General features: G+C 49.5%; 26 protein-coding genes. 5 read left to right on the forward strand and 21 right to left on the reverse strand.

Annotation, left to right across the window (positions count from 1 at the left end; translation table 11 throughout):
- The first annotated feature begins 122 nt into the window (after positions 1-122).
- Complete coding sequence (locus QM529_01530) at positions 123-725, forward strand: sce7726 family protein (protein MDI9313345.1); 603 nt, start codon at positions 123-125, stop codon at positions 723-725.
- On the opposite strand, the gene QM529_01535 is transcribed toward QM529_01530, so the two are convergent.
- From QM529_01535 to folE, 4 genes are all read right to left on the reverse strand, one after another.
- Positions 667-1,728 carry a beta family protein gene (locus tag QM529_01535; protein MDI9313346.1) on the reverse strand — a complete coding sequence of 354 codons (1,062 nt, stop codon included), beginning with the start codon at positions 1,726-1,728 and terminating at the stop codon, positions 667-669. The genes QM529_01530 and QM529_01535 overlap by 59 nt on opposite strands.
- Before the next feature lie 1,063 nt (positions 1,729-2,791).
- A complete protein-coding gene (locus tag QM529_01540; GenBank protein MDI9313347.1) occupies positions 2,792-3,037 on the reverse strand; it encodes a hypothetical protein in 246 nt (81 codons plus the stop codon).
- A 117-nt stretch (positions 3,038-3,154) separates the two neighbouring features.
- Positions 3,155-4,198 carry a homocysteine S-methyltransferase family protein gene (locus QM529_01545; protein MDI9313348.1) on the reverse strand — a complete coding sequence of 348 codons (1,044 nt, stop codon included), beginning with the start codon at positions 4,196-4,198 and terminating at the stop codon, positions 3,155-3,157.
- A complete protein-coding gene (gene folE / locus QM529_01550) occupies positions 4,195-4,884 on the reverse strand; it encodes a GTP cyclohydrolase I FolE (protein ID MDI9313349.1) in 690 nt (229 codons plus the stop codon). Before folE ends, QM529_01545 begins: the two co-directional genes overlap by 4 nt.
- A 305-nt stretch (positions 4,885-5,189) precedes the next feature.
- On the opposite strand from folE, the gene QM529_01555 reads away from it, so the two are divergent.
- Positions 5,190-5,786 (forward strand): hypothetical protein, encoded by a 597-nt coding sequence (locus QM529_01555; GenBank protein ID MDI9313350.1) that lies wholly within the window; start codon positions 5,190-5,192, stop codon positions 5,784-5,786.
- On the forward strand, positions 5,779-6,117 hold the full coding sequence (hisI, locus tag QM529_01560; protein MDI9313351.1) for a phosphoribosyl-AMP cyclohydrolase: 339 nt from the start codon (positions 5,779-5,781) through the stop codon (positions 6,115-6,117). The genes QM529_01555 and hisI overlap by 8 nt, the downstream gene beginning before the upstream one ends.
- Before the next feature lie 128 nt (positions 6,118-6,245).
- Here hisI and QM529_01565 read toward each other — a convergent pair whose 3' ends face one another.
- The 3 genes from QM529_01565 to cobA form a co-directional block, all read right to left on the reverse strand.
- Positions 6,246-7,130, reverse strand: a complete 885-nt coding sequence (locus QM529_01565) for an amino acid ABC transporter ATP-binding protein (protein ID MDI9313352.1) — start codon at positions 7,128-7,130, stop codon at positions 6,246-6,248.
- Between the two features lie 86 nt (positions 7,131-7,216).
- The gene (locus QM529_01570; protein ID MDI9313353.1) at positions 7,217-8,659 is read right to left on the reverse strand and encodes a cobyrinate a,c-diamide synthase; all 1,443 of its coding nucleotides are present in this window, start codon (positions 8,657-8,659) and stop codon (positions 7,217-7,219) included.
- Positions 8,660-8,670: 11 nt separating this feature from the next.
- Entirely contained in the window at positions 8,671-9,543 is an 873-nt protein-coding gene (cobA, locus tag QM529_01575; GenBank protein ID MDI9313354.1) for a uroporphyrinogen-III C-methyltransferase, read from the reverse strand.
- A 30-nt stretch (positions 9,544-9,573) separates the two neighbouring features.
- Between cobA and cbiD the strand changes: the two genes are divergently transcribed.
- Positions 9,574-10,842, forward strand: a complete 1,269-nt coding sequence (cbiD, locus tag QM529_01580; GenBank protein MDI9313355.1) for a cobalt-precorrin-5B (C(1))-methyltransferase CbiD — start codon at positions 9,574-9,576, stop codon at positions 10,840-10,842.
- Positions 10,839-11,768, forward strand: a complete 930-nt coding sequence (locus QM529_01585; protein MDI9313356.1) for a precorrin-6A/cobalt-precorrin-6A reductase — start codon at positions 10,839-10,841, stop codon at positions 11,766-11,768. The genes cbiD and QM529_01585 overlap by 4 nt, the downstream gene beginning before the upstream one ends.
- Before the next feature lie 103 nt (positions 11,769-11,871).
- On the opposite strand, the gene QM529_01590 is transcribed toward QM529_01585, so the two are convergent.
- The 14 genes from QM529_01590 to hisB form a co-directional block, all read right to left on the reverse strand.
- Positions 11,872-12,558 carry a hypothetical protein gene (locus tag QM529_01590; GenBank protein ID MDI9313357.1) on the reverse strand — a complete coding sequence of 229 codons (687 nt, stop codon included), beginning with the start codon at positions 12,556-12,558 and terminating at the stop codon, positions 11,872-11,874.
- A gap of 131 nt (positions 12,559-12,689) precedes the next feature.
- Complete coding sequence (locus tag QM529_01595) at positions 12,690-13,313, reverse strand: LysE/ArgO family amino acid transporter (GenBank protein ID MDI9313358.1); 624 nt, start codon at positions 13,311-13,313, stop codon at positions 12,690-12,692.
- Between the two features lie 149 nt (positions 13,314-13,462).
- A complete protein-coding gene (rpsI, locus tag QM529_01600; protein ID MDI9313359.1) occupies positions 13,463-13,861 on the reverse strand; it encodes a 30S ribosomal protein S9 in 399 nt (132 codons plus the stop codon).
- Positions 13,862-13,991: 130 nt separating this feature from the next.
- A complete protein-coding gene (rplM, locus tag QM529_01605) occupies positions 13,992-14,573 on the reverse strand; it encodes a 50S ribosomal protein L13 (GenBank protein MDI9313360.1) in 582 nt (193 codons plus the stop codon).
- 45 nt (positions 14,574-14,618) lie between these two features.
- A complete protein-coding gene (locus tag QM529_01610) occupies positions 14,619-16,121 on the reverse strand; it encodes a hypothetical protein (GenBank protein ID MDI9313361.1) in 1,503 nt (500 codons plus the stop codon).
- 22 nt (positions 16,122-16,143) lie between these two features.
- Positions 16,144-17,685: a glycosyltransferase family 9 protein gene (locus QM529_01615; protein ID MDI9313362.1), complete on the reverse strand. Its 1,542-nt coding sequence runs from the start codon at positions 17,683-17,685 to the stop codon at positions 16,144-16,146.
- Positions 17,686-17,719: 34 nt separating this feature from the next.
- Positions 17,720-19,213 carry a tetratricopeptide repeat protein gene (locus QM529_01620; protein ID MDI9313363.1) on the reverse strand — a complete coding sequence of 498 codons (1,494 nt, stop codon included), beginning with the start codon at positions 19,211-19,213 and terminating at the stop codon, positions 17,720-17,722.
- Positions 19,214-19,653: 440 nt separating this feature from the next.
- Positions 19,654-21,336 (reverse strand): hypothetical protein, encoded by a 1,683-nt coding sequence (locus tag QM529_01625; protein MDI9313364.1) that lies wholly within the window; start codon positions 21,334-21,336, stop codon positions 19,654-19,656.
- The gene (locus tag QM529_01630; protein ID MDI9313365.1) at positions 21,276-22,778 is read right to left on the reverse strand and encodes a hypothetical protein; all 1,503 of its coding nucleotides are present in this window, start codon (positions 22,776-22,778) and stop codon (positions 21,276-21,278) included. Before QM529_01630 ends, QM529_01625 begins: the two co-directional genes overlap by 61 nt.
- 23 nt (positions 22,779-22,801) lie before the next feature.
- Positions 22,802-23,158, reverse strand: coding sequence for a phosphoribosyl-ATP diphosphatase (gene hisE / locus QM529_01635; GenBank protein MDI9313366.1), 357 nt, complete (start codon positions 23,156-23,158; stop codon positions 22,802-22,804).
- 68 nt (positions 23,159-23,226) lie between these two features.
- Positions 23,227-24,006: an imidazole glycerol phosphate synthase subunit HisF gene (gene hisF, locus QM529_01640; GenBank protein ID MDI9313367.1), complete on the reverse strand. Its 780-nt coding sequence runs from the start codon at positions 24,004-24,006 to the stop codon at positions 23,227-23,229.
- The gene (locus QM529_01645; GenBank protein ID MDI9313368.1) at positions 24,006-24,863 is read right to left on the reverse strand and encodes a HisA/HisF-related TIM barrel protein; all 858 of its coding nucleotides are present in this window, start codon (positions 24,861-24,863) and stop codon (positions 24,006-24,008) included. Before QM529_01645 ends, hisF begins: the two co-directional genes overlap by 1 nt.
- Positions 24,860-25,525, reverse strand: a complete 666-nt coding sequence (gene hisH / locus QM529_01650) for an imidazole glycerol phosphate synthase subunit HisH (protein MDI9313369.1) — start codon at positions 25,523-25,525, stop codon at positions 24,860-24,862. The genes QM529_01645 and hisH overlap by 4 nt, the downstream gene beginning before the upstream one ends.
- 32 nt (positions 25,526-25,557) lie before the next feature.
- Entirely contained in the window at positions 25,558-26,145 is a 588-nt protein-coding gene (gene hisB / locus QM529_01655) for an imidazoleglycerol-phosphate dehydratase HisB (protein ID MDI9313370.1), read from the reverse strand.
- Positions 26,146-26,171: the final 26 nt, after the last annotated feature.

The following is a 26,171-nucleotide window of genomic DNA, read 5'->3' on the forward strand; positions in this document are numbered from 1 at the left end:
GACCCTTTGCGACCGCCCATTTTTCAACCCACCAAGGAAGAACAAAACACCGGCGCAATTAGTTTAGTTGGCAAGCAATTTGCAAAAATCTATTATTATAATTAGATTTGGAGAAATTTATTATGAGAGAAGCAGATATAAGACACTCTCTAATACAAGAGATTCAAAATTTTTATAAAAATGAGCCTGCGCTTATAGTTGAAGAGCTAGGTCTACAACATGGCGCATCACGTATTGACGTTGCCGTCATTAATGGAGAAATCCATGGTTATGAAATAAAAAGCGATGCAGACACGTTTGAAAGATTACCGGCGCAAGCTTTAATTTATAATAAGGTGCTTGATAAAATAACTTTAGTGGTTGGCCCTAATAATTATAAAAAGATACATGACTATAATAATATGATACCCAAGTGGTGGGGATTAAAGGTGGCGAAAAGTAATAATAGAAATGAATTAATTTTAGAAAGCAAAAAAGAGGCCAAGAAAAATACTGCCCTTGAGCCAATGGCGATAGCCCAACTTTTATGGAAGGACGAGGTGGTAGAAATACTTCGTAATTTTTCAATTGCGAATAAAGAATTGAGAAAACCAAAAAAAATATTATATGAAATATTAATTCAACATATGAATTTAAAAGAATTGCAAACTGAAGTCAGAACACTGCTTAAGTCGCGGCCAGCTTGGCGATATCAGCAACAACCTTCTCCATATGGCGATTCATAGCAACATACACCCACGTGCCTAAATTTCCATGACTTCCACCTTTTGCACAAGTTTCTATATATTCATCTCCTTTAGAAAAATATTTTCCATCAAAAAATGGCTTGCTAATAATATAGTTGCAGATATTTCTATATTGCCTAAACCCATCGGCTAGCCTAACATTTTTTCCTACAACGACATACCAATGGTCATCATGTGTATAGCGTACTTTAGCTAATGGTTTTATTAACCTCATATCAAATTCTTTTGGGTAGTCCGATGTGCCAACAAGGTAATCCCCAAAGCTTGGTATTCTAACGCCCTCATCACTTGTTACCTTATAAATTTTTTTATAAGTTATCCATTCTTTTCTAGGTATATCATAAGTCCCCGCTCTTATAGATTCTTTCGGATAATGACCGCCAATAATAACTACCATTTGCCAACGATTAGCAAATGGAATTCTTTTAAGAATTTCTGAATGAATGCCAATTGGCAAATCATTGTCTTTTATATCAATAACTAGAAACGAATCATCCTGAGTGCATTTTAGACTATCTAGAATCGTCTGAATTTTATTATCTAAATTATCAATGTCTAAATCGTGTGGGGTTATTCTAAGACATACTTTTTTTATTAAATGAGTGGTAATTGATATATCTTTTATATAATCTTCATTGCTACTAATATAAACTACAGGAATAAAAGGGCCAGAAAAATCTTTCAGATTATTGAAGATATATTTTGTAGAAGAATTACCATCAGCCATATGCTCCTCATGAATATGACACGTGTCAATAAAACAAGGTCGCGATGGCCATTTAGATTTTAATCTTTTTATAAACTTTTCTAGGTGTTCATCTATTGTTTTTGAAGCGCTACTATTTTCAAAATCGTATCCAATGCGCGGTATTTCTATCAATGGAATGATTTTATCTTTTGTGGAATCTTTAAGCTCTGACAAAGCTTTATATTCACCCAATTTCCACTTTATAACAGGTACGTAAGTTGTATGATTTATCATATTTTTCTCCTTATAATATTATTTATATTGCTTTATATGATAAAAAAATAAAAATATCAACAAAAAAATAATTTAACTCAAATTTTTTTAAGAAAATAGTTATTTTTATTCGCTTTTGTCATATTTTTATCACATTCTTATTGAATAATGGCTAATAATCTATATTTTTGCAATTATGAGAATAAAAAATATCACCATTGCCACCCCCCGCCACCCCGCCGGTTCTAGGGGCGCGGCCTGCCCTAAAAAAATCCCCCGTCCGTCATCCTTCGAAACCCGCGCCGCTCGCCCCTCTCCCCGTCATTCTCGAAACCCGCATATGCCCGCGCCTTAGCGCGGGATAGGGCGAAGCCCATGCGGGTTATCGGGAACCCAATCCTTGGCCTCAACTTTGCCCGCTCTCAAACAGCCATCGCCAATATATTTGCGCTATCGCTTCGCTACTTGAGCGCGGCTGGTTGGTAAAATGACAGCTTCGCTGGCGAATGATTATTACTTTGGTGAAAGGCGACGCCAAGGATTGGTTTCCCGATAATCGTTGCGAATGGTTTGCGATATTGCTGAACGCAATATCGCTCGCAACGATTTCGAGAATGACGGACGGAGGGGGTGGCTGGGCGACCGAGCGAAAAAAGGCAGAGAAGATAGCGATGCCATAAAGCCTCCATTGCTTTAGCAAGGGAGGGATAAAAACAGGGAGCGATAGCGACCATGTTTTTTGGGTGGGTTCGCCAACTTGATTTTTTATAAAAAGAATAGTGGCGAAAAAATCTAGCTTCCCTTGTGGTCAAGGGAAGAAGAAAAACAGGGAGCAAAGCGACCATGTTTTTCAGTTAGGTTAGACGCCATTTGCGAATCTGAACTGGTGTCTAACCCCCCTACAAAATATCTCGCTCGCTTCGCTTACTCGTATTTTGTCCATCCCGTCGGCGGTATCACAAGGGAGGCAAGGCCTCTTACCCTCTTTGCCGAACTTTTTTATAAAAAATGCTGGTCGCACCCCCGCCACCCCGCCGATTCTAGCGCGCGGCCTGCCCTCAAGCAACTAAGTGATAGGGTGAAATTATTTAGCCTGCCGCGCTAGTAATTTAGCGCAATCGACCTGCACGCCACCTTGGCCGCCGCCGGTTGAAATGCCCCGCGCCCAGGTAAGCTTCGCGCTGGAATCTGCCTGCACGCTGGTCATGCCGGCCAACTTACATGTTGCTACCGCATTGTCCCGCGACGACGTTAAAATATAATCTAACTTCGTGCCACAACCCGCAAAACCAACCGCCGTCGCCGCCAATAATATAATACGAATTTTCATTTTCATTTTTTTCATTGTAAATCATCTTAATAAAAAATTATTTCTTATGCAACTCGTGGCAACTAAGCTGGTTCTAGGGCGCGGCCTGCCCTCAAGCAGCGCAAGCGATAGGGCAAATTAATTGTGGCTGTGCTTGATGGTATTTTCCGGCACGGGCCCAAGGATTTTTTGAATGATGTCGGGGGTGATTTCGGCGCGGTCGGGGAATTGCGGCGCGGCGGCCTCGGCGGTTGCCCCCTCCTCAATCGCGCGTAATGTCGGCCCGTCGGTGCCGCAACAACCGCCGATTAACCGCGCCCCCAGCGCATATGCCAATCGGCCGTAATCGCGCATCATCTCCGCCGTGCCGTCAAATTCAAATGTCCCCTTGCCGTCGGTTTTGTTGACAACATATTGCGGCACGCCGCGGTTGGCCTTCGCCACCATCAACGGCGGGTTGGCCATGTTCATGCCGGCCAAATGCCGTTGCCATTGCCACAGGCTGTAAACCGATTCGGCCGGGCTCTTGCCGCAATTAATGCCGCAGGCAACAATGTTACCCGACATTTTTAATAAATCCTCCACCGCCTTTTCCGGCGAAATACCCATCATGGTTTTGCCGTTAGTGTCAAATGTCATGGTGACGACAATATTTTTTTTGCCGATGTTTTTGTCGGCCGCCGCGACAATCGCCGCAACTTCCTCAACCGCCGACATGGTTTCAACCCATATAAAATCGGCCCCCGATTTATCCAGCGCGACAATTTGTTCGCCGAAACCCGCCATCGCGTCATCATGGGTCAGCAACCCCAGCGGCATCAATAATTCGCCCGACGGGCCAATGTCGCCGCCGATAAAAACCCTGCGCCCGCCCGATTTTTTTTCAATCGCGGTTTTGACATTTTCCACCGCCAGGCGGTTTAATTCGGCGACTTGCGATTCGGCCTTATGCAATTTTAAACGGTAGGGGTTGGCGCCAAAGCTGTTGGTCAGCACAATATCCGCGCCATTGTCGATAAATTCTTCATGCACCGATTGAATTTTTTCTGGCTGGTCGCGGTTCCACAATGCCGGTTCATCGCCCGACAACAAACCACGCACGAATAAATTTGTCCCCATCGCCCCGTCTAGCAATAAAAATCCCTTGCTATTGTTTTTTATCGCATCGTGCAATGGCGTCATGATTTATTTTTTTCGGCGGCTAAACATTGTTGTTCAAAATTATGGCGCAGGTCCTTGTCGTCCTTAAAAATGCCATGGTAATGTTTGGTGATGGTGTCGACCCCGCCCTTTTCAATGCCGCGCGTTTTCATGCAAAAATGCTCGGCGGTTATCAACACCGCCACGCCCTTGGGCTTCAGGGCATGCAAAATCGCGTCGGCGATTTGCTTGGTCATGGTTTCCTGGGTTTGCAATCGTTTGGCAAAAACCTCGACGACGCGCGCAATTTTGCTGATGCCGACAATTTTGCCCGCCGCGTGATACGCCACATGGGCATGGCCGATAATCGGCGCCAGGTGATGTTCGCAATGGGAATGAAATGGAATGTTGGTCAGCAAAACCATATCGTCGTAACCCGAACTTTCGGTAAATTGTTTGGCAAGGATAGCCTCGGGCGAAATTTTGTAGCCGTTGAAATAATCGTCGAACGCCTTAACCACGCGTTTCGGCGTGCCGACCAAACCATCGCGGGTTGGGTCTTCGCCGATATATTCCAGCAACGTGCGCACCGCGGCCTCGGCAACCTCGCGCGGGACATTCACATGGCTATGCGGGGCGTGGGTGTGACCATTGCCATTGGTTTTATCACCGGTTAATGACGGGTGTGGGGTCACGTTGGCCATCAGCTGGGTGGTTTTTTGGTTCATAGGCTTTTCGTCCTTGATATCTATATAAGTTTGAGGTGATGGTTATGCTGTTTGCTTTTTTGGCAACCCGTTGGTAACAATTGTTGTTTTTTCACAACTTGTTTTTTGCTCGGGGCATTGGTCATGACCGCGTGTAACGCTTGGTTTGCACTATGCCCGAAAAAAGCGATTTTGTCTAGCTAGAAAAAAATCATGCAAAACAGCAACATCACGGGTGGCGGCGGTTGCATGATAATTATACCATTTCGCGGTTTGGCCAAACCATGCTATAATGCGGTTGGTGGCGGAAAGATAAAAAAACAAAGATGACCAATAATATAAAAAACGACTTGCCGGGCAATAACAACCATGACAATAACCATGGCCGGGGCGAGGACATGACCGCGTTTTATGAAGAAAAATTATTAAAAATGGCCGAGGAATTAGAGCAGGAAAAGGCGGCGCGGCCGCTCGGCCTGCCCGGGGAATTATTGGGTGATGCCTTACGCGCCGCGGTCGACGGCAGTGATTTTGCCAAGGCCGCCGCCGCCGCGCCGCATGTTGGCGAAAAACACAATCGGCTGTGCGGCAGCACCATGAACGTGGCATTTTGGTTGCAACAAAAAAATGGTGAGGAATCGATTGCCGCGCTTTTTTTAAAACCGCAATCCTGCCTGTTGGGGCGGGTGTCGGCCGCGTTGTGCGAACGGAACCTTGTCGGTGAAAACTTGGCTGGTATAAAATTGGTGCGCGGTTTGTTGCGCGATCTGTTGGCGGGTCGGCGCGCCGACATGCCAAAACCATTCGATGGTTTTTCGGTATTTGCCGCGGTGCGGTATTTGCAAAATCGTCACAGCGCGATATTGTTGCCGCTGGATGTTATTATCGACACGTGGGAGAAAGACAAAATACAAAATGCGTGACGATGAATTTTTGGCGGCAATAAAATTTGACGACCGCGGGTTGGTGCCGGTGGTGGTGCAGGCGATTGGCGACAACATGGTGCTGATGCAGGCATTTATGAATCGCGACGCCGTAACCCAAACATTGCAAACCGGCCGTATGGTTTTTTGGTCGCGGTCGCGCAATGAATTGTGGGTTAAGGGGGCGACATCGGGGCATTACCAACATTGGCAAGAATTATTGTTGGATTGCGACGGCGATAGTTTGTTGGCGCGGGTTACGGCCGACGGGCCGGCGTGCCACCTGGGCACGGTCAGTTGCTTTCAACGAAAAATCAGCCGCGCGAAATAATCGCGGCACGGGTTTTTGCGCCATCAATGAGATATCTTTGCCCCGCCCCTCTATGGGTATAATCAGCCGGCACGGGAGCCAACATCAACTGGCGCAAGATTGCGCACCGCAATCACACGCAGGCAACCCTAATGCAAAAATTTATGCAGGAATTGTTTTAATTCGGGGGATGATGGGTTTTTGAAAATCACCGATGGTGGGCCTTCCTCCAATATCCGCCCCTTATGCAAAAACACCACGCGGTCGGCAACATCGCGGGCGAATGCCATTTCGTGCGTCACCACCAACATGGTGCGGCCTTCCTCGGCCAATTTGCGCAGGACCGATAAAACCTCCCCCACCAATTCGGGGTCCAGGGCCGATGTTGGTTCGTCGAACAACATGACCGCCGGTTCCATCATCAAGGCGCGGGCGATAGCCACCCGTTGTTGTTGCCCGCCCGATAATTGTATCGGGTAATGGTTTTCATGGGTCGCCAAGATATTCACCTTATCAAGATATTCACGTGCCTTGGCGGCGGCGATGTCCTTCGCCATTTTTTTAACCGTCATCGGCGCCAGCATCATGTTGTCCTTAACGCTCAAGTGACTCCAAAGATTAAAATTTTGAAAGACAAAACCAACCTCGGCGCGTAAATTGCGCAATTGTTTTTCATCGGCCGCAACCAATTTGCCCTTTTCGTTTTTTAATTTTAATTCCTCACCCTGGATAATAATACGCCCCTTGCTTGGGAAATCCAGCAACGGAATGGCGCGCAACAGCGACGATTTCCCCGAACCCGATGCGCCAAGGATGGCAACCACCTCGCCCTTTTGCGCGGTCAGGGAAACGCCCTGCAATACATCGTTATCGCCAAAGGTAAGATGCAAATCCTCTATCACCAGCGGCGGCACCGGTTTGCCTTTTTTTGATTGTTGGCTGGTCGCCGCGCCATTTAAAATGGCACCGTTAAGCCCTGTTCCATTTTGCCCCTCATGTCCCGTCCCACTTGCTACGTCGTTATGCGGTGTCATGATGATTTGCCTTATAGATTTATATTTATTTTAATCGTTATTGTAGTGCATTTAGACTAATTTGCAAGGACAAAATATTGTAAATATTATAGCAAATGTAGAAAACTGCCCATGATATTACCCGTGCCATGTCCGTGCCCATTGCTGGCAACCTCGCCATAATCGCCAAGCTTATTATGCAACGAATCCTCCACCGAAAAAAGCGGCGCGGCAGTTTGCGGGCTAAGGTTGGCGCAATAGTGAAATTCGTGGCCATAGCGGCTGTCGTCGAACAGCAAAGAAAAAAATGCCTGCTGGTTCGGCGACAGGTTTTTTTGATATGGCTGTAGGTGGCGATAGCCAAGATGGAGGCTGGGTTTGGCAAAACTGGTGCGGTGCGGCAAAAGCCCCAGGGCGGGGAACGCCACCCCCGCGCCATCGATAATTTCTTGCCCCAGCATCATAAACCCGCCGCATTCGCCATAAACCAATGATTTGGTTTGCCGCAGATTTTGAAAAAATTGTTTGGCGTTGGATAGTTCGCGCAAATGGAGTTCGGGGTAACCACCCGGCAAAAAAATCGCATCGGCATTGTTGGCGGGCGTTTCGTCGGCCAGGGGGGAAAAAAAACTTACATCAATATTTTTTTGTTGCCAAAAAAACAAATGATGGGGATAGATAAAACCAAATGCCCTATCCCGTGCCACCGCCAGGCGATAGGGCGCGCCCGATGGTTGCCGCGCCGCGCTGGGGGAATTTTCTTGCGCTATATTATTTTGCGCTATGGGTTCTCGCACCAAACTGGCCGCTAAAATCTCCCGCCATAATGCCGGGCCGCAGGCGGTTTCAAAATCCCGCGCCAATTGCATAAGGTTATGCCGCGTGTCGCGCCAGGTTGTATCATCCCATTCCTCCGCCTGGTGCAAGCCCAAATGGCGATGCGGCAGGGTAAAATCCTGCTGGCGCAAAAACACCAATGGGGTGGGCAAGTTATGATTGCGCCAACAATCTTGCCATTGGTTTTTATCGACCGCAATTTTTTTAACCTCATTCACCACCACGGCCAGCAGGCGATATTGTGTTGCAATCGGTTGCACCATGGTGGCAATCGCCTGTGGGTTTTCATCGCCGCGCACCAACAGCAACAGGGCGAAACCAAAATCGCGGGTTATGGCGGCGGTGTTGCCCGAACCATGGCGGCTGGCACCGCGCGCGCCATCGAACAAGCCCATCACGCCCTCGATAATTCTTGGTTGGCCGATGGTCGATTGGTTGAGCAGGGTGATAATTTTATCGCGCGGCATGGCAAAACCATCGAGGTTGAAACATGGCCGTTCGGCAATGCGACCGTGAATTTTTCCATCGAGGTAATCGGGGCCTATTTTATAAGCTTGCGGCACTGCGCCCTGTTGTTTGGTCGCGGCCAACAGCGCGGCGGTCAATGTGGTTTTGCCGCTACCGCTGGCGAGGGTTTCGGCCACCGCCGAGATGACCAACCCGCCATTATTGCCGCCATGGTGGTTGGCATGATGGTTGGCATGGGGTGTCATGAATCGATTTTTTATTGTGGTTGCCACCAGGCAAGGTCATTGGCCAAGGCGGCATTTTGCCCAACCACAACAATGGCCGGCGTTTCGGCCTGGCGTGCCATCGCCGGTAATTCGGCCAACAAACCATGCAACGCCCGTTGCTTGGCGGTGGTGGCGTGGCTGATAATCGCCACCGGGTCATTTTTATCGCGGCCGGCCAGCAATAATTTTTTGGTGATAAGCTCGGCATTTTTAATCGCCATGTAAAGCACCAGCGTCGGCGCGGCGAATGCCACCGCCTGCCAATTAATATCCTGCGGCAGGTTATCATCATTGCCACCCAACGATTCGACAGCGGTTGGCATGTCCTTGCCCACACCGCCGCCGACGCCATGACCGGTCAGAAAAATAACCGCGCTGTTGGTGTCGCGACTGGTCAGGGGGATGCCGGCATAGGCCAGGCCGCCGATACCGCTGGTGATGCCGGGCACAATGCGATAGGCAATGCCGGCCTGCTTCAGGGCGGCCGTTTCCTCCGCGCCGCGACCAAACACAAATGGGTCGCCGCCTTTCAATCGGCACACCCGTTGGTTGGCGCGGGCTTCCTTAATCAAAATGGTGGTGATGTCGGCTTGCTTGGGCGATGGTTTGCCGCCGCGCTTGCCGGCGTAAATCAATCGCGCGTTTTTTTGCCGATATTGCAAAATGCTGTTTTCGACCAACGCATCATGCACCACGACATCGGCGGTTTGCAGTGCCAGCACGGCATGCAATGTCAACAACCCGGGGTCGCCCGGGCCGGCCCCGACCAGCCAGACCTCGCCCTTTTTTATGCCATTTTTTTTATTGATAAGCGACGTTGTCATTTTTTTGTCACTGCTTTTCCAAGTTTTTATCAATACCATTTTTATGGCAAAAAGCCTATAGCTAAAAATATGGCCGACGATAGCGACAAAAAAATCCCCGAGGAACCAGTTGGGCAAACATCTGGGCAAACATTGCCAGCAAAAACGCCCGATGCCACGACATTACGGCGTGGTTGGACAACGGGGGCCAACGCGGCGGCGGCGGCGTTGATGGCGCTCAAGGGGTTTCATCGCGGGGTGCAAAAAATTGGCACGCCGCGCGTTGCGATTGATTTGCCCCATCACCAGGGCGTTGTTTTTACCGGCGAGGCGGTGGAGGAAAAAAATGGTCGTGTGCTGGCGCATTTTAAAAAAGACGCCGGCGACGACCCCGATATCACCCATGGCATTATCGTGTCGGCGGAGATTATCCCCCTAACAAAAACCATGATAAAAAATTACAATGATAAAGACGAACCAACCATATTGTTGACGGGCGGCAAGGGCGTGGGGCGGGTTACAAGGTTGGGCCTGCCATTGGCGGTGGGTGCGCCGGCGATTACCAAACGGCCGAGCGATTATATCAAAAAAAATTTTTTACAATATTTGCAACAACATGGTGATTTGCCGCGCCATTGGGAAATTATTTTTCATTTGGAAAATGGCGTCGCATTGGCGAAGCACACCCTGAACCCACGGTTGGGCATTGTTGATGGCTTGTCGATTTTGGGCACCAGCGGCGTTGTCATTCCCTTTTCTTGCGCGGCGTGGATCGATTCGATTCACCGCTCGATAGATGTTGCCTTGGCCTATCACCAGCAACATTTGCTGGCCGCAACCGGCAGTATCAGCGAGCAAACGGTGAAAGAAAAAACACAGGTCGATGACATGGCGGTTATCGACATGGGCGATTTTTATATCGCGACGATGAAATACCTGAGGAAGAAAAACTATAGCGGTCGATTAACAATTGGCGGCGGGCCAGGCAAGTTGTTAAAATTGGCGCAGGGCCATGGCGATTTGCACAATGGGCGAAGCCGCGCCGACATGGGGTTGTTGGCGCAATGGTGCCGTGCGGTAGCCGATGGCCGCCAGCAAAATGGAAATGACGAGAAAATTATTTTGCGCGATGAAGAAAAAAACATGATGGCGACGGCGATAGAAAAATCATCGTCGGTGGCGGAGGCGCTGGCCAACCTGCCGCCGCCATTGTCCGCGTTGGTTTGTCGGGTTATTTTGCACCATTGCCAGCGGGTGGCGCGGGCGGATTTCCCCAACATCATGATAAATTTTATCATGGTCGACCGGTCGGGCAATATCATGGCAGAAAATTTTTGTCATCCAGAGAGGGAGCAATGAAAAAAATAATTATTTTTGGCGGCACAACCTTGGCGCGCGATGTTTTACAAAAAACCATGGCGCATTCGACCGATGTATTTTGTTTTTATAGTTTAAAAAATATCGCCGGTCAAAAATTCTTGCCAACGATTCCTGACCCATCGCGCGGCAAAATTATTTCCGGCGGGTTTGCACAATATGACGCCGGCCACAATGGGGCAGATGATTCGACAAATAATTCGGCAAGGGGCTTGGCGCGGTTTTGCCAGCAAGAAAAAATTGCCGCCCTGGTGCTGGCGGTCAGCCCATTCGCCAGCGTGATGATGGCGACCGCAACCCGCGTGGCGCGGGAATTATCCCTGCCAATTTTTTATTTGCAACCCGCGCCATGGCAAATTGATAATGAAATAAAAAATAAAAAAATATTACTGGCGCAGGATATAAACCAGCTGTGTGAATTATTTTTACAACATCAACCGCCGGCTAAAAATATATTTGTCGCCCTGGGGGGGAAAGATGGCGCGGCGTTTTTGTCGCGGGTAGCAGACAATAGGTCGGAACAGGCGGCAAAAAAACCTTCAATCTTGTCGTCGCCGATTATTTTTTGGCGCGCCATTTATCAACCACCGGTCGATTCTACCTGGCAAGAAAAATTATCGCTAAAAATTATTTTAAGTCCACCGCAAGATGTCGCCCGCGAAAAAAACTTTCTGCAAGAAAACAACATCGACCTGTTGGTGGCCAAAAACAGCGGCGGCGAGCATAGCAACAACAAAAATAAAATCATTGCCGCCTTGGCATGCCATGTGCCGATATTATTATTATCGCCGCCGTCAAACGATATTTCACCGCAAGGCATAAAAGGCGCAGAGGGCGCAACCAATGATAAAAATCATTTTACCAAGGTTGATGATTTGTTAGAGGCCTTCAACCGAATTATAAAATAAATTTAATTTAATGGGTTGCGCGCGCGGCTTCACCCGATGTTTCCCCTGATGTTTACCTGGGCATCCCCAACCATTTACCAACATTATTTGTGATTGACCGGCTTTAAGCGCGGTTGTTGATTTTGTCGAACAACACGGCGGCCTCGCTCCGCCAAGAACGCAGATGCGAGCTGGTGTGGTCTTTCAATAACATGGTTTCGTAACGCAATTGCCGTTCGCCGGCCGATTTAACGCCGGCGGCCTTCGCCACCAAACACCAGATATAGGCCTTCGCCGGGTCGGCCACCACACCCTCGCCATATTGATAGGCTTGGGCCAGGGCGTCCATCGCCGGTGCAATGCCGCGCATCGCGGCTTTCCGAAAATGTTTTACCGCGGCCACCGGGTTGCGGCGACCATCGCCATCACCATTAAAATACAAATTGGCCAGGTTAAAACTTGCCAGGGGGTGGCCACCGTTTTTCGCCGCGGCGGCTTCGTAAGAGGCAATGGCGCCATCCACGTCGCCGCGCCGTTCACGCGCCAAGCCTTGTTCAAATAATTTTTCGGCACTGCCGTCGCCCGCGTCGTCGCGGAAATCGTTATTTTGCGGGGTGCGTTTGCGCCCGAATAAACCGGCAAATTTTTGCACCAAAATAATCAGCACATGAATAATCGCGCGCAACACCGCCACCGCGATAAGCGCGATGACCAATAGCAATAAAATACCCGGCAGGCCCGATTGAAGCATTATATCGGCGCGGTTGTTAATGTAGCTTAATAAATCGTCCATTTGTATTCTCCTCATCATGTTCTAATTTTTTAGAACTCATCCTTCATTTATAGATTATTTCATTATAGAAAGCAAGGGTGTTAAAAAAAGTGTTTTCGGTAATTAGGTTTATTCAATAATCATGCCAATAACAATGGTTCGCAACATAATTACAATGATAAGGGCGGGGCGGCGGCAAAAACCTGCCACGCGATGCGCCACATGATAATGCCGATGGCCAGTTCCAACAATTTCCAGGTGATGGGTTTTTTAAACAGCGGGGTCAGTAACCTTGCGCCATAGCCCAAACTATAAAAAAAGGCGAAGGAGGCGCAGGCCGCGCCACCGGCAAACAACCATTCCTGGCCAAGCGGATGATAAGGGGCCGAGGCCGACCCCAACAGAACAATGGTGTCCAAATAGACATGGGGGTTAAGCCAGGTTATCGCCGCCCAGGTGGAAATAACGGCGGGCAGGGATGATTTTTTATCGCCACTGGCGTCGAGGTGGTGATTAACCGAGAGGAAGGCGTAGAAACTTTTCGCGCCATAAAAAAACAAAAACGCCGCGCCGCCGTAACTGGCGATGGCAATGGCCTGCGGGAATTGCGCGATGATGAGTGAAAAGCCACCAACCCCTAAGCTAATAAGAATGGTATCGGACAGGGCGCAAAGACCGCAGAGCAAGAAAACATGTTGGCGAAGCAACCCATGCCGCAGGATAAAGGCATTTTGCGCGCCGATGGCGGCGATAAGGCCAAAACTTAACCCAAAACCAGAAAGGAAACTATTCATCGCGATGCTTTAGAAAACCTTACATCACGCAACGAAAAATGTAAAACAAAGGGCGCGAATTTTTTCGCAGGCAACAAAAAATGCAAAATAGGGCGAAGGATTTTTTTCCCATACCCGCATCGACCGTGAGCCCCGCCCAGTATTTTGGCTTAGCGTTTGGAGAATTGGAAAGAACGGCGAGCTTTTGGGTGGCCGTATTTTTTGCGTTCGACGACGCGCGAATCGCGGGTTAAGAACCCTTCCTTCTTCAAGGCGGGCCTTACATCCGGTTGGAACAGGGTCAAGGCCTTGGCCACGCCGTGCTTAATCGCGCCGGCTTGGCCGCTTAAACCACCACCCTTAACCTGGGCGACGACATCAATCATGCCTTTTTTACCAACGATATCAAGCGGTTGTTCGATAACCATGCGGAGCACCGGACGGCCAAAATATTTTTCCATCGGCTTGCCATTGATACTCCATTGCCCCGACCCTTGTTTTATCCACACCTTGGCGATGGCGTTTTTGCGCTTGCCGGTGGCGTAACTGCGGCCCCATTGGTCGCGCACTTGCTCATAAACTGGTTTTGCTGGTGTCACACCGGCCATCGACGAGACGGCGGTTTCGGCAGAAGCATTTTCCGATGCTGTTTCTAATGCGGCGGTGTCTAACATGGTCATGGTGTTTATCCTTTATAACTTACGCGGCTTTGCGGCTGTTTTTGCGGTTTTGTTTGGCCAGGTCAAGCACTATGGGGTTCATCCCTTGGTGCGGGTGGTCTTTGCCGGCGTAAACTTTTAAATTTTTCAATTGTTTTTTGCCCATCGGGGTGCGGCGAATCATACGTTCGACCGCCCGTTCGATAAGACGTTCGGGAAATTTACCGGTCAATTGTTTTTCGGGGGTCATGGTTTTGACACCACCCGGGTAACCGGTGTGCCAATAAAAAATGCTGTTTTCGCGTTTGCGGCCGGTCAGGGCGATTTTTTCGGCGTTGATGACAATAACATTGTCGCCGCTTTGCGCCGATGGGGTAAAGGTCGGTTTGTGTTTGCCGCGTAAAATTTTGGCAATTTCTGACGCCATGCGACCCAACACCAAGCCGTCGGCATCAATCAGATACCATTTTTTGTTCCATTGCTCCTTGGTTGATTTGGGGGTCAAAAGAAAACTGCTGGGGCCGCCGGCGCGGATAATCGGGCCATTTTTTGAAACCGGCGCGCCAGGATTCACACCACGTGCGGTGGTTTTTTTTGTGCCGGAGGATTTATTTTTTTCCATTACTATCGCCTAGCAAAAAAAAACCGCGATGGCAAGCGTAAATACTTAGGTTGTTAGCAGTTTTATGGTTTGGCCAATAACATCGTCCCAATCGCCGTCCTTTTGCTGGCGGATGAGGCGGTGGCTTTTCGGATACCAAAAACTATCGTTGCCTGTGCCCTTTGCCTGCCACCAACGCCAATCGTTTTTTTTCGGCAATAACACAATGGTTGGTTTCATCAACCCGCCGCTGACATGGGCGACCGCGGTGTCGACCGTTACCACCATGTCCAATTGGTCAATCACCCGCGCCGTGTCGGCAAAATTTTTAATATGCGGCGACATATCAACGACAAAGGGGGCTAACCCATCGCCGCGAATTTCTTCGCTGGCCTTGCCAATTTGCAATGAAAAGAAAATGACGTCGGGCACCGCCAGCAAGGGTAAAAGTTTTTTCAGGGTCAAACTGCGGGTTTGCCATTCGTGGCCACGGGTGTTGGTCGCCCACACCAGCCCAACCAATTTTTTATTTTTTATGGTTGGCAATTGCAATGGGTCTTGTGATTCTTGCGGGTTGGGTGGCGGGGTTTTGTCAATCGCCAGGTAGGGTAATTTACGTTGATATGATTCCGCCAAGGATTCCACCCCCGATAACTTGCCAATAAAAAATGGCAAGGATTGAATAAGCACCCAGGCATCAAGCGGCGGTGGCGTGGCGCGGTTGTCGATAATGGTGATGCCGGCGCAACAGGGGCTGGTGGCGAGCAAGGGCACGATGGTGTGATGCACCTGCAGGATAATATGCTTGGCAATTTTTTTCAGGCGCGGCAAGAAACGGCAAAACATAAAAACATCGCCGAAGCCTTGCTCCCCCGCGACCAGCAGGGTTTTGTCGGTCATGATATCGCCCTGCCAACGCGGCGTGTTGTTGTGGTGTGGTTGCAGGGTAAAATAATTGCCAAAATCTTTTTGGTGGCGATGCTCATAGAAGGCAAAACCATTTTCATAATCGCCGATGCTTAAATAATAAAAACTCGCCAATTTATCGCGCCGATGATAAAAATCGGCGAGCAGGGATGGTTCAACCCGCGTCTTGCTGTCTGGCTGGTCAAGCAAGCGATTGACGGCGGCTAGAAATTTTTTTGCATCCGGCCATTGTTGTAATTTTATCATCATTTCCAGCAGGTCCAAATTGGCCTTGAGCAGGAGCCCGACATGGGGTTGGCTGGTGATAAAATCGTCGTAATATTTTTTTGCCAAGCGATATTTTTTTAAGCCGGTCGCAAATTGCAAAAGATATTGGCGGGTGCGCGGCGTGGCAAGGGCATCGGTTTTTGCCAAACATTGCAGGTAAATCAACCCGACGATGGGGTCGTTCAGTTCGGCCGACCAACTGGCCATTCGTTCAAACCATTCATTGTAAAGCGGTGCGGTGTTTTTGTCGGCGGGTGCGGCGTGCAACAGGTTGATGGCTTGCGCCAAATGATGCCGCGCGGCAAAAAAATCCTGGGCGTTGGCCGCCGCGTTGGCGGCCTTTAGCAATTGTGCGATGTCATTATCTTGCGTCATTTTTTATATCATGTTGGTTTTTTTACGTGGCGACAAATTTTTTGACGGCGGTGATTAATTTTTTTATCGCGCCCTGCCAATGGTGGGGGTTGTCTTGAAAAACAATGGTAACATCAGGATACCAGGCCATGGGTGGCATGTGGTTGAAATTGCCGTCCTTGTCAAGGTGGTAATCGATGCCGCGATTGCCGATGGTGAAGCGCCACGCCCCCTCGAACGGGCAGAGCAATATCGTCGGGCGGTTCAAGCCAGCCGCCAGATGCAGGCTGGCGGTATCGACCGTGATGATAAGGTCGAGGCCATTCATCAATTCGGCGGTGCTGTGAAAATCGGTTATCCATGGCGACAGGTCCTTTATCACCGATTGCAGGCCATTATCGGCGATGGCGTTTTTGGCCTGCTCCAATTGCAGGCTGTAAATATCGACCTCGGGCAGGGCGAGCAGGGGCAAGAAATCGGTTAATTGCAACGACCGCGTTTGGTGGTCTATCGCCCCCGGGCCCGACGACCAAACAATCCCAATTTTTTTCTTTGTGTTTTTTACCATGTTATTTGCGAGGGGCGTTTGCGCCAACAAACCGGTGTCTTTGCACCCAAGATAGGGCGTGGTGGTCGGGATTTTTGTTTCATTATTTTTATCGGCTAGGTCATCAGCAAGAACATGGGGCAGGCTGGCAATCGGTAGCCAGGCGGTCATGGGGTCGGGGTAGACGCCGGTTGGCACAACCTTAATCCCCGTGGCGCAGGGCGATCGTTCGATAAGCCGCAACAGCGGTTTGGGCACGGCCACCACCAGGTGTTTTACCTTGGGTTTTAATAGCGGCAAAAAACGCGCGAATTGTAAAAAATCGCCATAGCCTTGCTCCTCGACCACGAACAGAATATCTTTGCTGTTATCTTTTTTTTCCAATTTGTCCCAACGCGGAAAACGCTGTTGAAATTCTTGCTTGCTGAATATCGGGAAATCCTCAAAACCAAAGCGGTCTTCAAAAAAAGCCAAGCCCTGACGCCATTGTTGATTGCACATGTAGGCAAACATGCGGTGGAACAAAAAATATTTCAGGGCGCGGTAATCATATTGTTCGGCCTTGACGATTTGTTCGACCGATTTTTGCGCATGGTGAAACCGCCGCGCCAACACCGAATAATCGGTGTGGCAGGCGGCGCGGGTTGGCGAATCCAAATCGTCGCGCGCCAATAATTCTTGCAAGATTTTTTCGGCGGGGCGAAAATCCTGCTGTTCGTATAAAACACCAAATAGGGTGCGAAGTGCCGACACCGACCGCTTGCCCTGCACCACGGCGCGGGTGGCATGTGCCCGTGCCACGGCGTGGTTTTTTAATTGCTGATGCACCAACGCCGCCCGTTCCCAAACATAGGGGGTTGGGGCCGCCAAATAAAGCAAGCGCGGCAATAATGGTCGCGCTGACGCGTAATCGTTGGCGGCGATGCGCCCCTCCAATTGTTGCAACAGCTCGGTTGCCTCCCGTTGCAACAGGCTGTGGGCGTCGCTCGCCGCCGCGTTACCGGCGGTTGGTTGTGTTGCGTCGCGGGTGTTTTCCATAAGGGTATAACCTATTGCCAAACGATGTTCGCCATCAGGCCGTCGTCGGCATTTGCAACGATGGGCGAATGGTTTGATAGGCCGCCGAATTGGCCAGGCGGCGCAAAACAACCTTATTGCCCAATTGGTCGGCGACCTCGATTTCCTGTAAATCTGGGTTGCGGTTTAGGTTTTCATGCCATAGGCGGTGCAACATGGCGTCGAAACTTTCGTTTTCATTTTTTGTTGCGTTGTAAACACGGTCGTTGTTTTGGGTTATTTTGTGGCCGTAACCAACATGCATGCTGTCGCCCATGACGCGCGGGATGGGGTAATTCATTGCGCCGAACAAAGAATAATTGCCATCATGTTGCAGGCTGTCTTGGTAAATCATCGGCCAGATATAATTTTTCAGTAGCACCTGGTCATGCCAGCGGTTGGTCGATTTTTGAAAGGTTGCGTTAATCAATTGTTCCATGACGGGCAACATGCCGGCGATGCCACCCCACAGGCCGGCGAGCATGACCTCGTTATGCCAGATATCATCGCGCATGATGTGAAATGATTTGCCAGATTTTATCCAGGCCTCGACCGCCGCCTGCTCGCGCACGAATGGCCGGCAATCGGCGTCGCGGCAACAAAAATAATAAACCGCTGGGTCGTTGGCCACCAAAAACCGCCACATCCCGGGGTTCAGGTCGCGGTGCTTGCCGGTCATCAATATGGTTTCGGCCCCGGCCTGTTTTATTTTTTCTATTGCCTCGGCCGGCACCGACTCGTCATGGTAACAACGCACCACCCAGCCCGGGAAAAATCGCGGCATCATCAGGGCGTTTTCCATCATGCCACGGCTATAGGTTTCATCGCCCCCCCACAGCGAAAAGGAAAAAACATTTTTCATGCCGGACTTCATGGTTGGTTTGGCCTGCAGTTTTTTTAACGCGGCCGGCAATTTAACATTTTGAAATTCGTTCAGCGCGTTTTGATGCTTGCCCAATAAACCAATCGCGCCAAAGGTTCGGCCTTCATCACGCCGCCCCTGCTCGGTCAGATACATGCAAAGGGCGTTGGTGGTGACAAAATCATCGGGCGCAAGTTGCACCGCGCGGTAAAGTGCCTCGAGGCCCTTTTTTACCTCGCCGTATTTATATAATATAACGCCGTAATTGCGCCACGCCTGTTGCTCGAATGGTTTTAATTCCAGGGCGCGATTCATGTATTTGATAGCTTTTTGAAAATCGCGTTCCGGGTTGTCGTAATAATAGGTGCCAAGCGCCATGGCGTAATCGGGATTATTCGGTTCTCTTTCACAAACTTTTTCTAAGGTCGCCAGGGCCTCGCGCCGTCGCCCCAATTCATAAAACAACACCGACAAACGATATTGAAACCACAGGTGATTTGGAAATTGCGCAATGGCCTGCTCGAGGAGCATCAACCCCTTCTCATTATTTTTTTCCATCAGTGCCTGGTTGATATTGGCGCGGGCGGCTTCCTCGGCTTGGGAATGGCCAGTTGTAACCGCGGCCGAGATGACCCAATCGCCACACACAATAATACACCCTAAAATGTCCCCTTTTTCAATCTTTGGTTGCTTTGCTCGCTTGATTTAAACATCTAAGCGTTGAATCATTTATTCTTTGTTAAATTTATTCATTTATGCAATAGCGGTATATGGTTTTTGGCTGAAAATGTCAAGTCAAATATGACTCTTTTTTAGCATTATTTCTTCGTGTTAGCTTTTTGAAAAATATATGGCTTCATAATATATTATTTTTACAAAATGATTATATGTGGCTATATATTTCTTTTTTGCAAATAATTTAGGTTTATATTTTTAATACAACTTTTTATTTTTTATCCAAAAAATAACAACTTGTTCACCGCGCCCTCCTTGCCTGCTGGTTGTGCCCGCGCACCGCAAACCCGCATGATATAAAAATGTCTTACAGCGATAATAAAGATAGTTTTTTTATCAGCAGGTTAAAAATATCAGGAAAATCTTGAAAGAAAATCGAGCAGGCAAGATTGAATCGCCATCACCGGCTTGTGCCAATCGCCCATTTTTTCTTGGCGAAACACAGCATGGGTGTCGGGATACCAATAACTTGCGCTTGCATTTTTTATACCATGCCACTCTTTTAGCATTTTTTTACCCCATCGCCAATCATGTTGATGGGGGATAAGCACAAAACATTTTCGCCCCAACCCGCCCGCCAAATGCAATATGGCGGTATCGACCGCGATAACCAAATCCAATTCTTTCACCACTGCCGCCGTGATGGAAAAATCAGTCAGGTATGGCGACAGGTCGCGAATGACCGAACCAAAACCGCAATCGGCGATATGTTGTTGTGCCGCCCCAATTTGCAGGCTGTAAAAATTTACCTGGTCGGCAATTTTTTTATCGGTCAGCAATGGTAAAAAATCGGTTAGCTCCATGGTGCGCGCCGCACCGCTGGGCCCGCCGACCGATGTTGCCCACACCAAACCGATGTTGTATTTTTTGTTGCGCTTGTCGATTACCTGCGGCGCGACGGCGGTGGTGGTGAGGTAGGGTTTGGCTGGTTGATAGAATTGTTGCATCGAATTTTCGTCGCTGGACTTATCAAGCGGCTTGGCAATTTTTTCCTGCAACAACCAGGGCAAGGAATTTAAAAAACACCAATGGTCGATGGTGCGGCTGGGGATATAACCAAATGGCGTGATGGTGATGCCGTCGCAGGCCGGGCTTTGTTGCAACAGGTTTTGTAGTGCCGGTTGTGCCTCCAAAATTATTTTTTTTGCCAAATGCTTGATGGCCGGTAAAAAACGCACAAATTGCATCGCGTCGCCCAATCCTTGCTCGGCGCTGATTAACAACACGTCGGTTTGTTGGCCTGGCCACTCCTTGCCCTTTTCATGGAACGGGTTAAGTGGAAAATAGGGGAAGGCCGGGTCGGCCATCTCCCCGCGGTGTTCGTAAAAACGAAAACCATTTTTGTAATCCCCATGGTGCAGGTAAGAAAAACTATTGATGCGCCAATAATACCCCAGGTCGATTTGGTTCAACCGCGACTGATTTTTTTCCAATGACCGCAATAATTTTATCGCTTCTGGAAAATCATGTTGTTGCATTGCCAAATCGGCCAGTTGGATAGTTACCCAATCGGCCTGTTGCGGGTGGTCGGGCGGCAACAGGTTGAGCAACAAATGCGCCGCCAATTTTTTTGCCTGCACCGGCCGAGTCAATTTTATTAATAGCTGGAGCCAATTGCAACCGGCGTCAAATTTTTTTTGGTTGTTGTCGGCCACAATATACAAATGCCGCGCCATCGCCATGGCCATGGGGAAATGCCGTGCCGCGATAGCCAGGCCCAACACCTGCCAGCAAATTTTTTCAACATCGCCGCTGATTTTTTCGTTGCGCAAAAATGATTTTTGGCAATAATGCAACACCGCGCGAAAATGCGCCAGGGCCAGGGGGTGGTTGTCGCCCATCGCCTGGCTGGCGGTGGTTAGCAAATGGTCGATGCGGCCGGCATCGGCGATATGGGGCAGTGCCAGCGGCGGTGGAAATTGTTGAATCGGCATGGTGGTTGGTTTCAGGGTGATGATGACGCCTCGGTTTTTTTTTACGATGCGGTGATGATGCGGTCGAGTGCCAGGCTTAATTTTTTTATTGTCTGCCGCCAATCGGGCATTTGGTTACCACGGTGAAATCTTGGGTAGTGAAAGGGAAAGAGATTTTCCCCATACCAGATTGATGGTTCGCGGGCGGGTTGCGCCGTGCCCGCCCAACTACCCGCCCAACTGCCCGTCCAACTGCCCGTCCAACGCCAATCGGCGATGAACGGCGTCAGCAACAATGTTTTTTTGCCAAAGGCCGCGGCGAGGTGCGCCATGGCGGTATCAACCGACACGACGGCGGCCAGGTCGTATAATATTTTTGCGCTGTCGGCAAAATTATTGATGAGCGGTGATGGGTCGGCGATAAAACCCCCGAACCCATGGGCCGCAATGTCGCGATGTTGCGGCGGCATTTGCAACGACACAAATTGATATTGCGGTCGGGCGAGCAGTGGCAAGAATTCCTTGATATTTATCGACCGGTCTTGCGCATTGCCGTCCTTACCGCATGACCATACCAGGCCGATTTTTGGTCGCTTGCTTTCATTTGGCGGCGGCAACCGCCCGGCAAATAATTTTTCAAATGAAAAATACGGCATGGCGACGGCGGGCGATGACAATTGTAACAAATGGGGCAGGGAAAATAAAAACACCCGCGCCACAATTTTTAATTTATGTTGCCGCACCAATGGGTGTGCCAGGGCTTGGTCAAAACTGCCATAGGGGAAAACCAAAATATCGGCCTGCGGCGGCGCGGGGGTTTTATCTTGCCAAGCGGTGTTAAATTGGCTGGCGAAAAGATGGAGCATTTCGGCGCGAACCTCAAACAGGATTTTTTTGGCGCGCGGATAAATTAATGTTACGAAGCGCGAAAATTGAATCGCGTCGCCGAATCCTTGCTCGAACGACACCAACAATGTTTCGTCGTCGCGCAAATCGCGGCCATCCCACTGGGGAATTTTCTGGTGGTAATCCTTATCAATAAACGATGTTTCCCAATTGATGTTTTTGCGCCATTCGATGGCGCGGAACGCTTCGGCGACAACCGCCGGCGGGCTGGATGATTTGATAAGATGGAGCGACACATGGTAATGGCGGCGGTTTAGGATTTTTGCCTCCGTCGGGTTTTCTGCGTCGCAATATTTTTTTGCCTGCGCCAAATTATCGACCATCGATTTTTCATCGGCAAAAAATTGGCCAAGCCGCGATAATATCAGGTGGGTTTTAAATTTTGCCAGGCGGCTGGTGTTTTTTTGCGCCAATAGTTTTTTGGCATGGCGTTCGGCGACCGATAAAAAAAATTGGTCGGCGGAAAATTCAATCAAGGACAGATAGGCCGATTCATCGAATGTTGATTGCAAGCCGATAATCCGTTGCATGATGGCCAATGCCGATTCATAGCGTTTTTCCTGCAATTGCTGGTTGGCGATGGTGGCGAGGGCTGCAATGTCACGCGTTGGGGACAGACGCGACTGGCCAATCGAATCAGGTGCGTTGGGGACGGACAACAATTTTTTATGTTTTGGCTTAATTATTTTGGACGTGATAATTTTTCGGCCAGGCCAGATTGACCGGCGCGGTTGGTTAATTCCCGCGCCACGTCGTCGCCGGTGATGCCAAATTTTTGCCACAGCACGACCAGGTGGTAAAGCACATCGGCCGATTCCTTTATAATTTCTTCCTTATTTTTTTGGTCGTTATTGCTGGTGGATGCGGCTATCACCAACTCGACCGCTTCCTCGCCAAATTTTTTGATAATTTTTTCCGGGGCGGCGGCCAATAATTGCGCGGTCCAGGATTCACCCGGCGCGGCCGTGGCGCGCGCCGCAACCCGTTCGATAAGGGCCTCGATAATGCCGTTTTTTAAATCCTTATCCATATTGCTCATCTATTTTTTTTGGTATTTTTTATTGCGCCTTGATGGCCACTTTAGCCAAAATCGCCATGAAAAACAATCTAAAGCCGAACCGCAAAACCGGCCTGGGCGAGGGATGTTTTTACGTCCTTTATCGCGACCTCGCCAAAATGAAAAATACTGGCGGCGAGAATGGCCGCCGCACCGCCCTTGGCCGCCGCCGCCACCATGTCGGCCGCCGAACCGCCGCCGCCCGAGGCTATCACCGGCACGTCAACCGCCGCGCTTACCATGCGGGTGATGGCGATGTCGAACCCTTGCTTGGTGCCGTCGCGGTCCATCGATGTTAATAAAATTTCGCCAACGCCGCGCGCGACCAATTCCCGCGCCCAGGCCAAGGCGTCGCACCCGGCGTCGATACGCCCGCCGTGTAAAAAAACGCCATAGCCGGATGGGTATTTATCGTCGGTAATTTTTTTTACATCCAACGCGCCGACGATACATTGCGCGCCAAAGGCCTGGGTGGCGCGCGAAATGAAGTCGGGGTTTTTTATCGCCGCGCTGTTGATGGCGACCTTATCCGCGCCGGCCAACAACACGGCGCGAATATCGTCGATGGTCGATATGCCGCCGCCGACGGTCAGGGGAATAAAAATTTCCCCCGCGACCTGTTCAACAATGCCCAAAATGGTTTTGCGCCCCTCGTGGCTGGCGGAAATATCCAAAAAACATAATTCGTCGGCCATGGCAATGTCATAGGCGCGGGCAATTTCCACCGGGTCGCCGGCGTTTTTTAAATTAACAAAATTGACGCCCTTGACCACTTGGCCGTCCTTAACATCAAGGCAGGGAATAACACGGATAAATTTTTTGTCGGGCATTATGCTGTCGCCTGTAAGGCAAATAATTCTTGCAAGTTTATTTTGTTTTCATAAATGGCGCGGCCGACAATCACCCCGCCGAACAACCCGGTGGCCTTGATTGATTTTATTTCGGCCAGGCTGTCGATGCCGCCCGACACAATCACCGGAATGTTACAATTTTTTTCGCGCAAGGCCTCGACCAATTTTTTTGATTCCTGCCAATTGGCACCGGCCCCCGTGCCGTCGCGTGCGATGTCGGTGTGGATGAAGGCGGCAATCGGCAGGTCGGCAAATTTTAAAGCCAATTCGATGAAGTCAATATCAGTCTGTTCTTCCCACCCTCTTACCGCTATTTTGCCATGGCGCGAATCCAAACCAATGACAATTCTATTTTTAAGTTCTTTTGGATATAGGTCAAGTAATAGCTCCTTAATTCCATCAGGGTCTTTTACGGCCATTGTGCCAACAATAATTCTGTCCCATTTGTTGGTTAAACCTTCGTTTCGACTAAAAAACCATTGCAAGTCCTCATATCTTTTAATGCCGCCACCCACTTGGAAAGACACTTGAGATTGTTCTTTAGTGCGCCAGCTAATAATTTTGTCTATTGCTTCTTGATTGTATAGCCCGACATCATTAACCCTAATCGCCCTTGCGGTATTATTAGGTATTTCTGTGGTTCGCTGATTTTCATCGCCCACCGCCCCGTCCAGATTCACCAAATGGATCCATTTCGCGCCGGCGGCGTAAAATTGTTGTGCCTGGGCCAATGGGTCGTCGCCATATTCGGTGGCCTTAGCCATGTCGCCCTTTAACAACCGCACGACCTTGCCGCCCTTCATGTCAATCGCCGGATAAATAATAAATTCGCTCATGATGCTTCGCCATTCCACGCCATAAAGTTTTTTAAAAATTGCAAACCGGCCTTCTGGCTTTTTTCCGGGTGGCATTGAATACCGGCAATATTGCCGCGCGCCATCACCATCGGGTAATCAACGCCATAATGTGCGGCGGCGATAACATCGGCCTGGTCATAATCGGCGAAGGCAAAACCATGGACGAAATAAAAATAATCACCATTGTCGATGCCCGCCATCAGTGGGTGGTTTTTTTTATCCTTTACCTGATTCCATTCCATCTGCGGCAGGGTTAATTTTTTTTCCAAGATTTCTTCCCCTTGCCAAATATCTTTAAAATTTTTTATCGCCCCTGGCATCAACCCCAAACCAGCCACCTCCTCAAATTCAAAACCCTTATCGGCCAATAATTGCATGCCGACGCAAATCCCCAGCAAAGGTTTCTGCTGTTCGGTAATGGCCGGTAACAGGTTTTTTAAAAATGGTTCCAGCGCGCGGCGACAGGCCGGAAACGCCCCCTGGCCCGGCAAAATAATCCGGTCAAGGTTTGGCAATTGTTTGGCCAAGTCCTCGCCGTCGGCAATAATGCTGACACGGCCGCCAACATGTTCGACGGCGCGTTTGACCGAAAAAATATTGCCATAACCATAATCGATAATGGCGACATGTTGTTGATTCATCTGCGTGCCAAAATTAAAGCCAGCAATGTTACCTAAAGTTTCCCCTTGGTCGAGGCCACCATGCCGGCCTGCCGCCCGTCCAACGTCACGGCCTGGCGCAACGACCGCGCCAACCCCTTAAATGCCGATTCGATTTTATGGTGGTTGTTCAACCCATGGCGATTCACCACGTGAATGTTCGCGCCAAGATTCATGGCGAAGGCGTGAAACCATTCGCGGAACAACTCCACCTCCATCTCGCCCAATTTGTCTTGGCTGAATTCCACTTGCCACACCAAATAACCGCGACCACAAATATCCACCGCAATTTCGGTCAGGGTATCATCCATCGGCGATAAAGCATCGCCAAACCGCGCGATGCCTTTTTTATCGCTAAGCGCTTTCAACATAACCTGGCCGAGGACAATGCCGCAATCCTCCGCCGTGTGGTGGTTGTCGATATGCAAATCCCCCTTGCAGGTCAGGTTGATGTCAATCAAGCTATGGCGTGATAATTGTTCCAACATATGGTCTAAAAAACCAATGCCGGTTGAAATGTTATAAACCCCCGTGCCGTCCAAATTGACGGTGGCGGTGATATCGGTTTCCTTGGTCTGGCGGGTGATGGTGGCGGTGCGCATGTATATTTATTCCAGCTGACTTTTAA

Source organism: Hydrotalea sp., assembly GCA_030054115.1.
Taxonomy (GTDB): domain Bacteria; phylum Pseudomonadota; class Alphaproteobacteria; order JASGCL01; family JASGCL01; genus JASGCL01.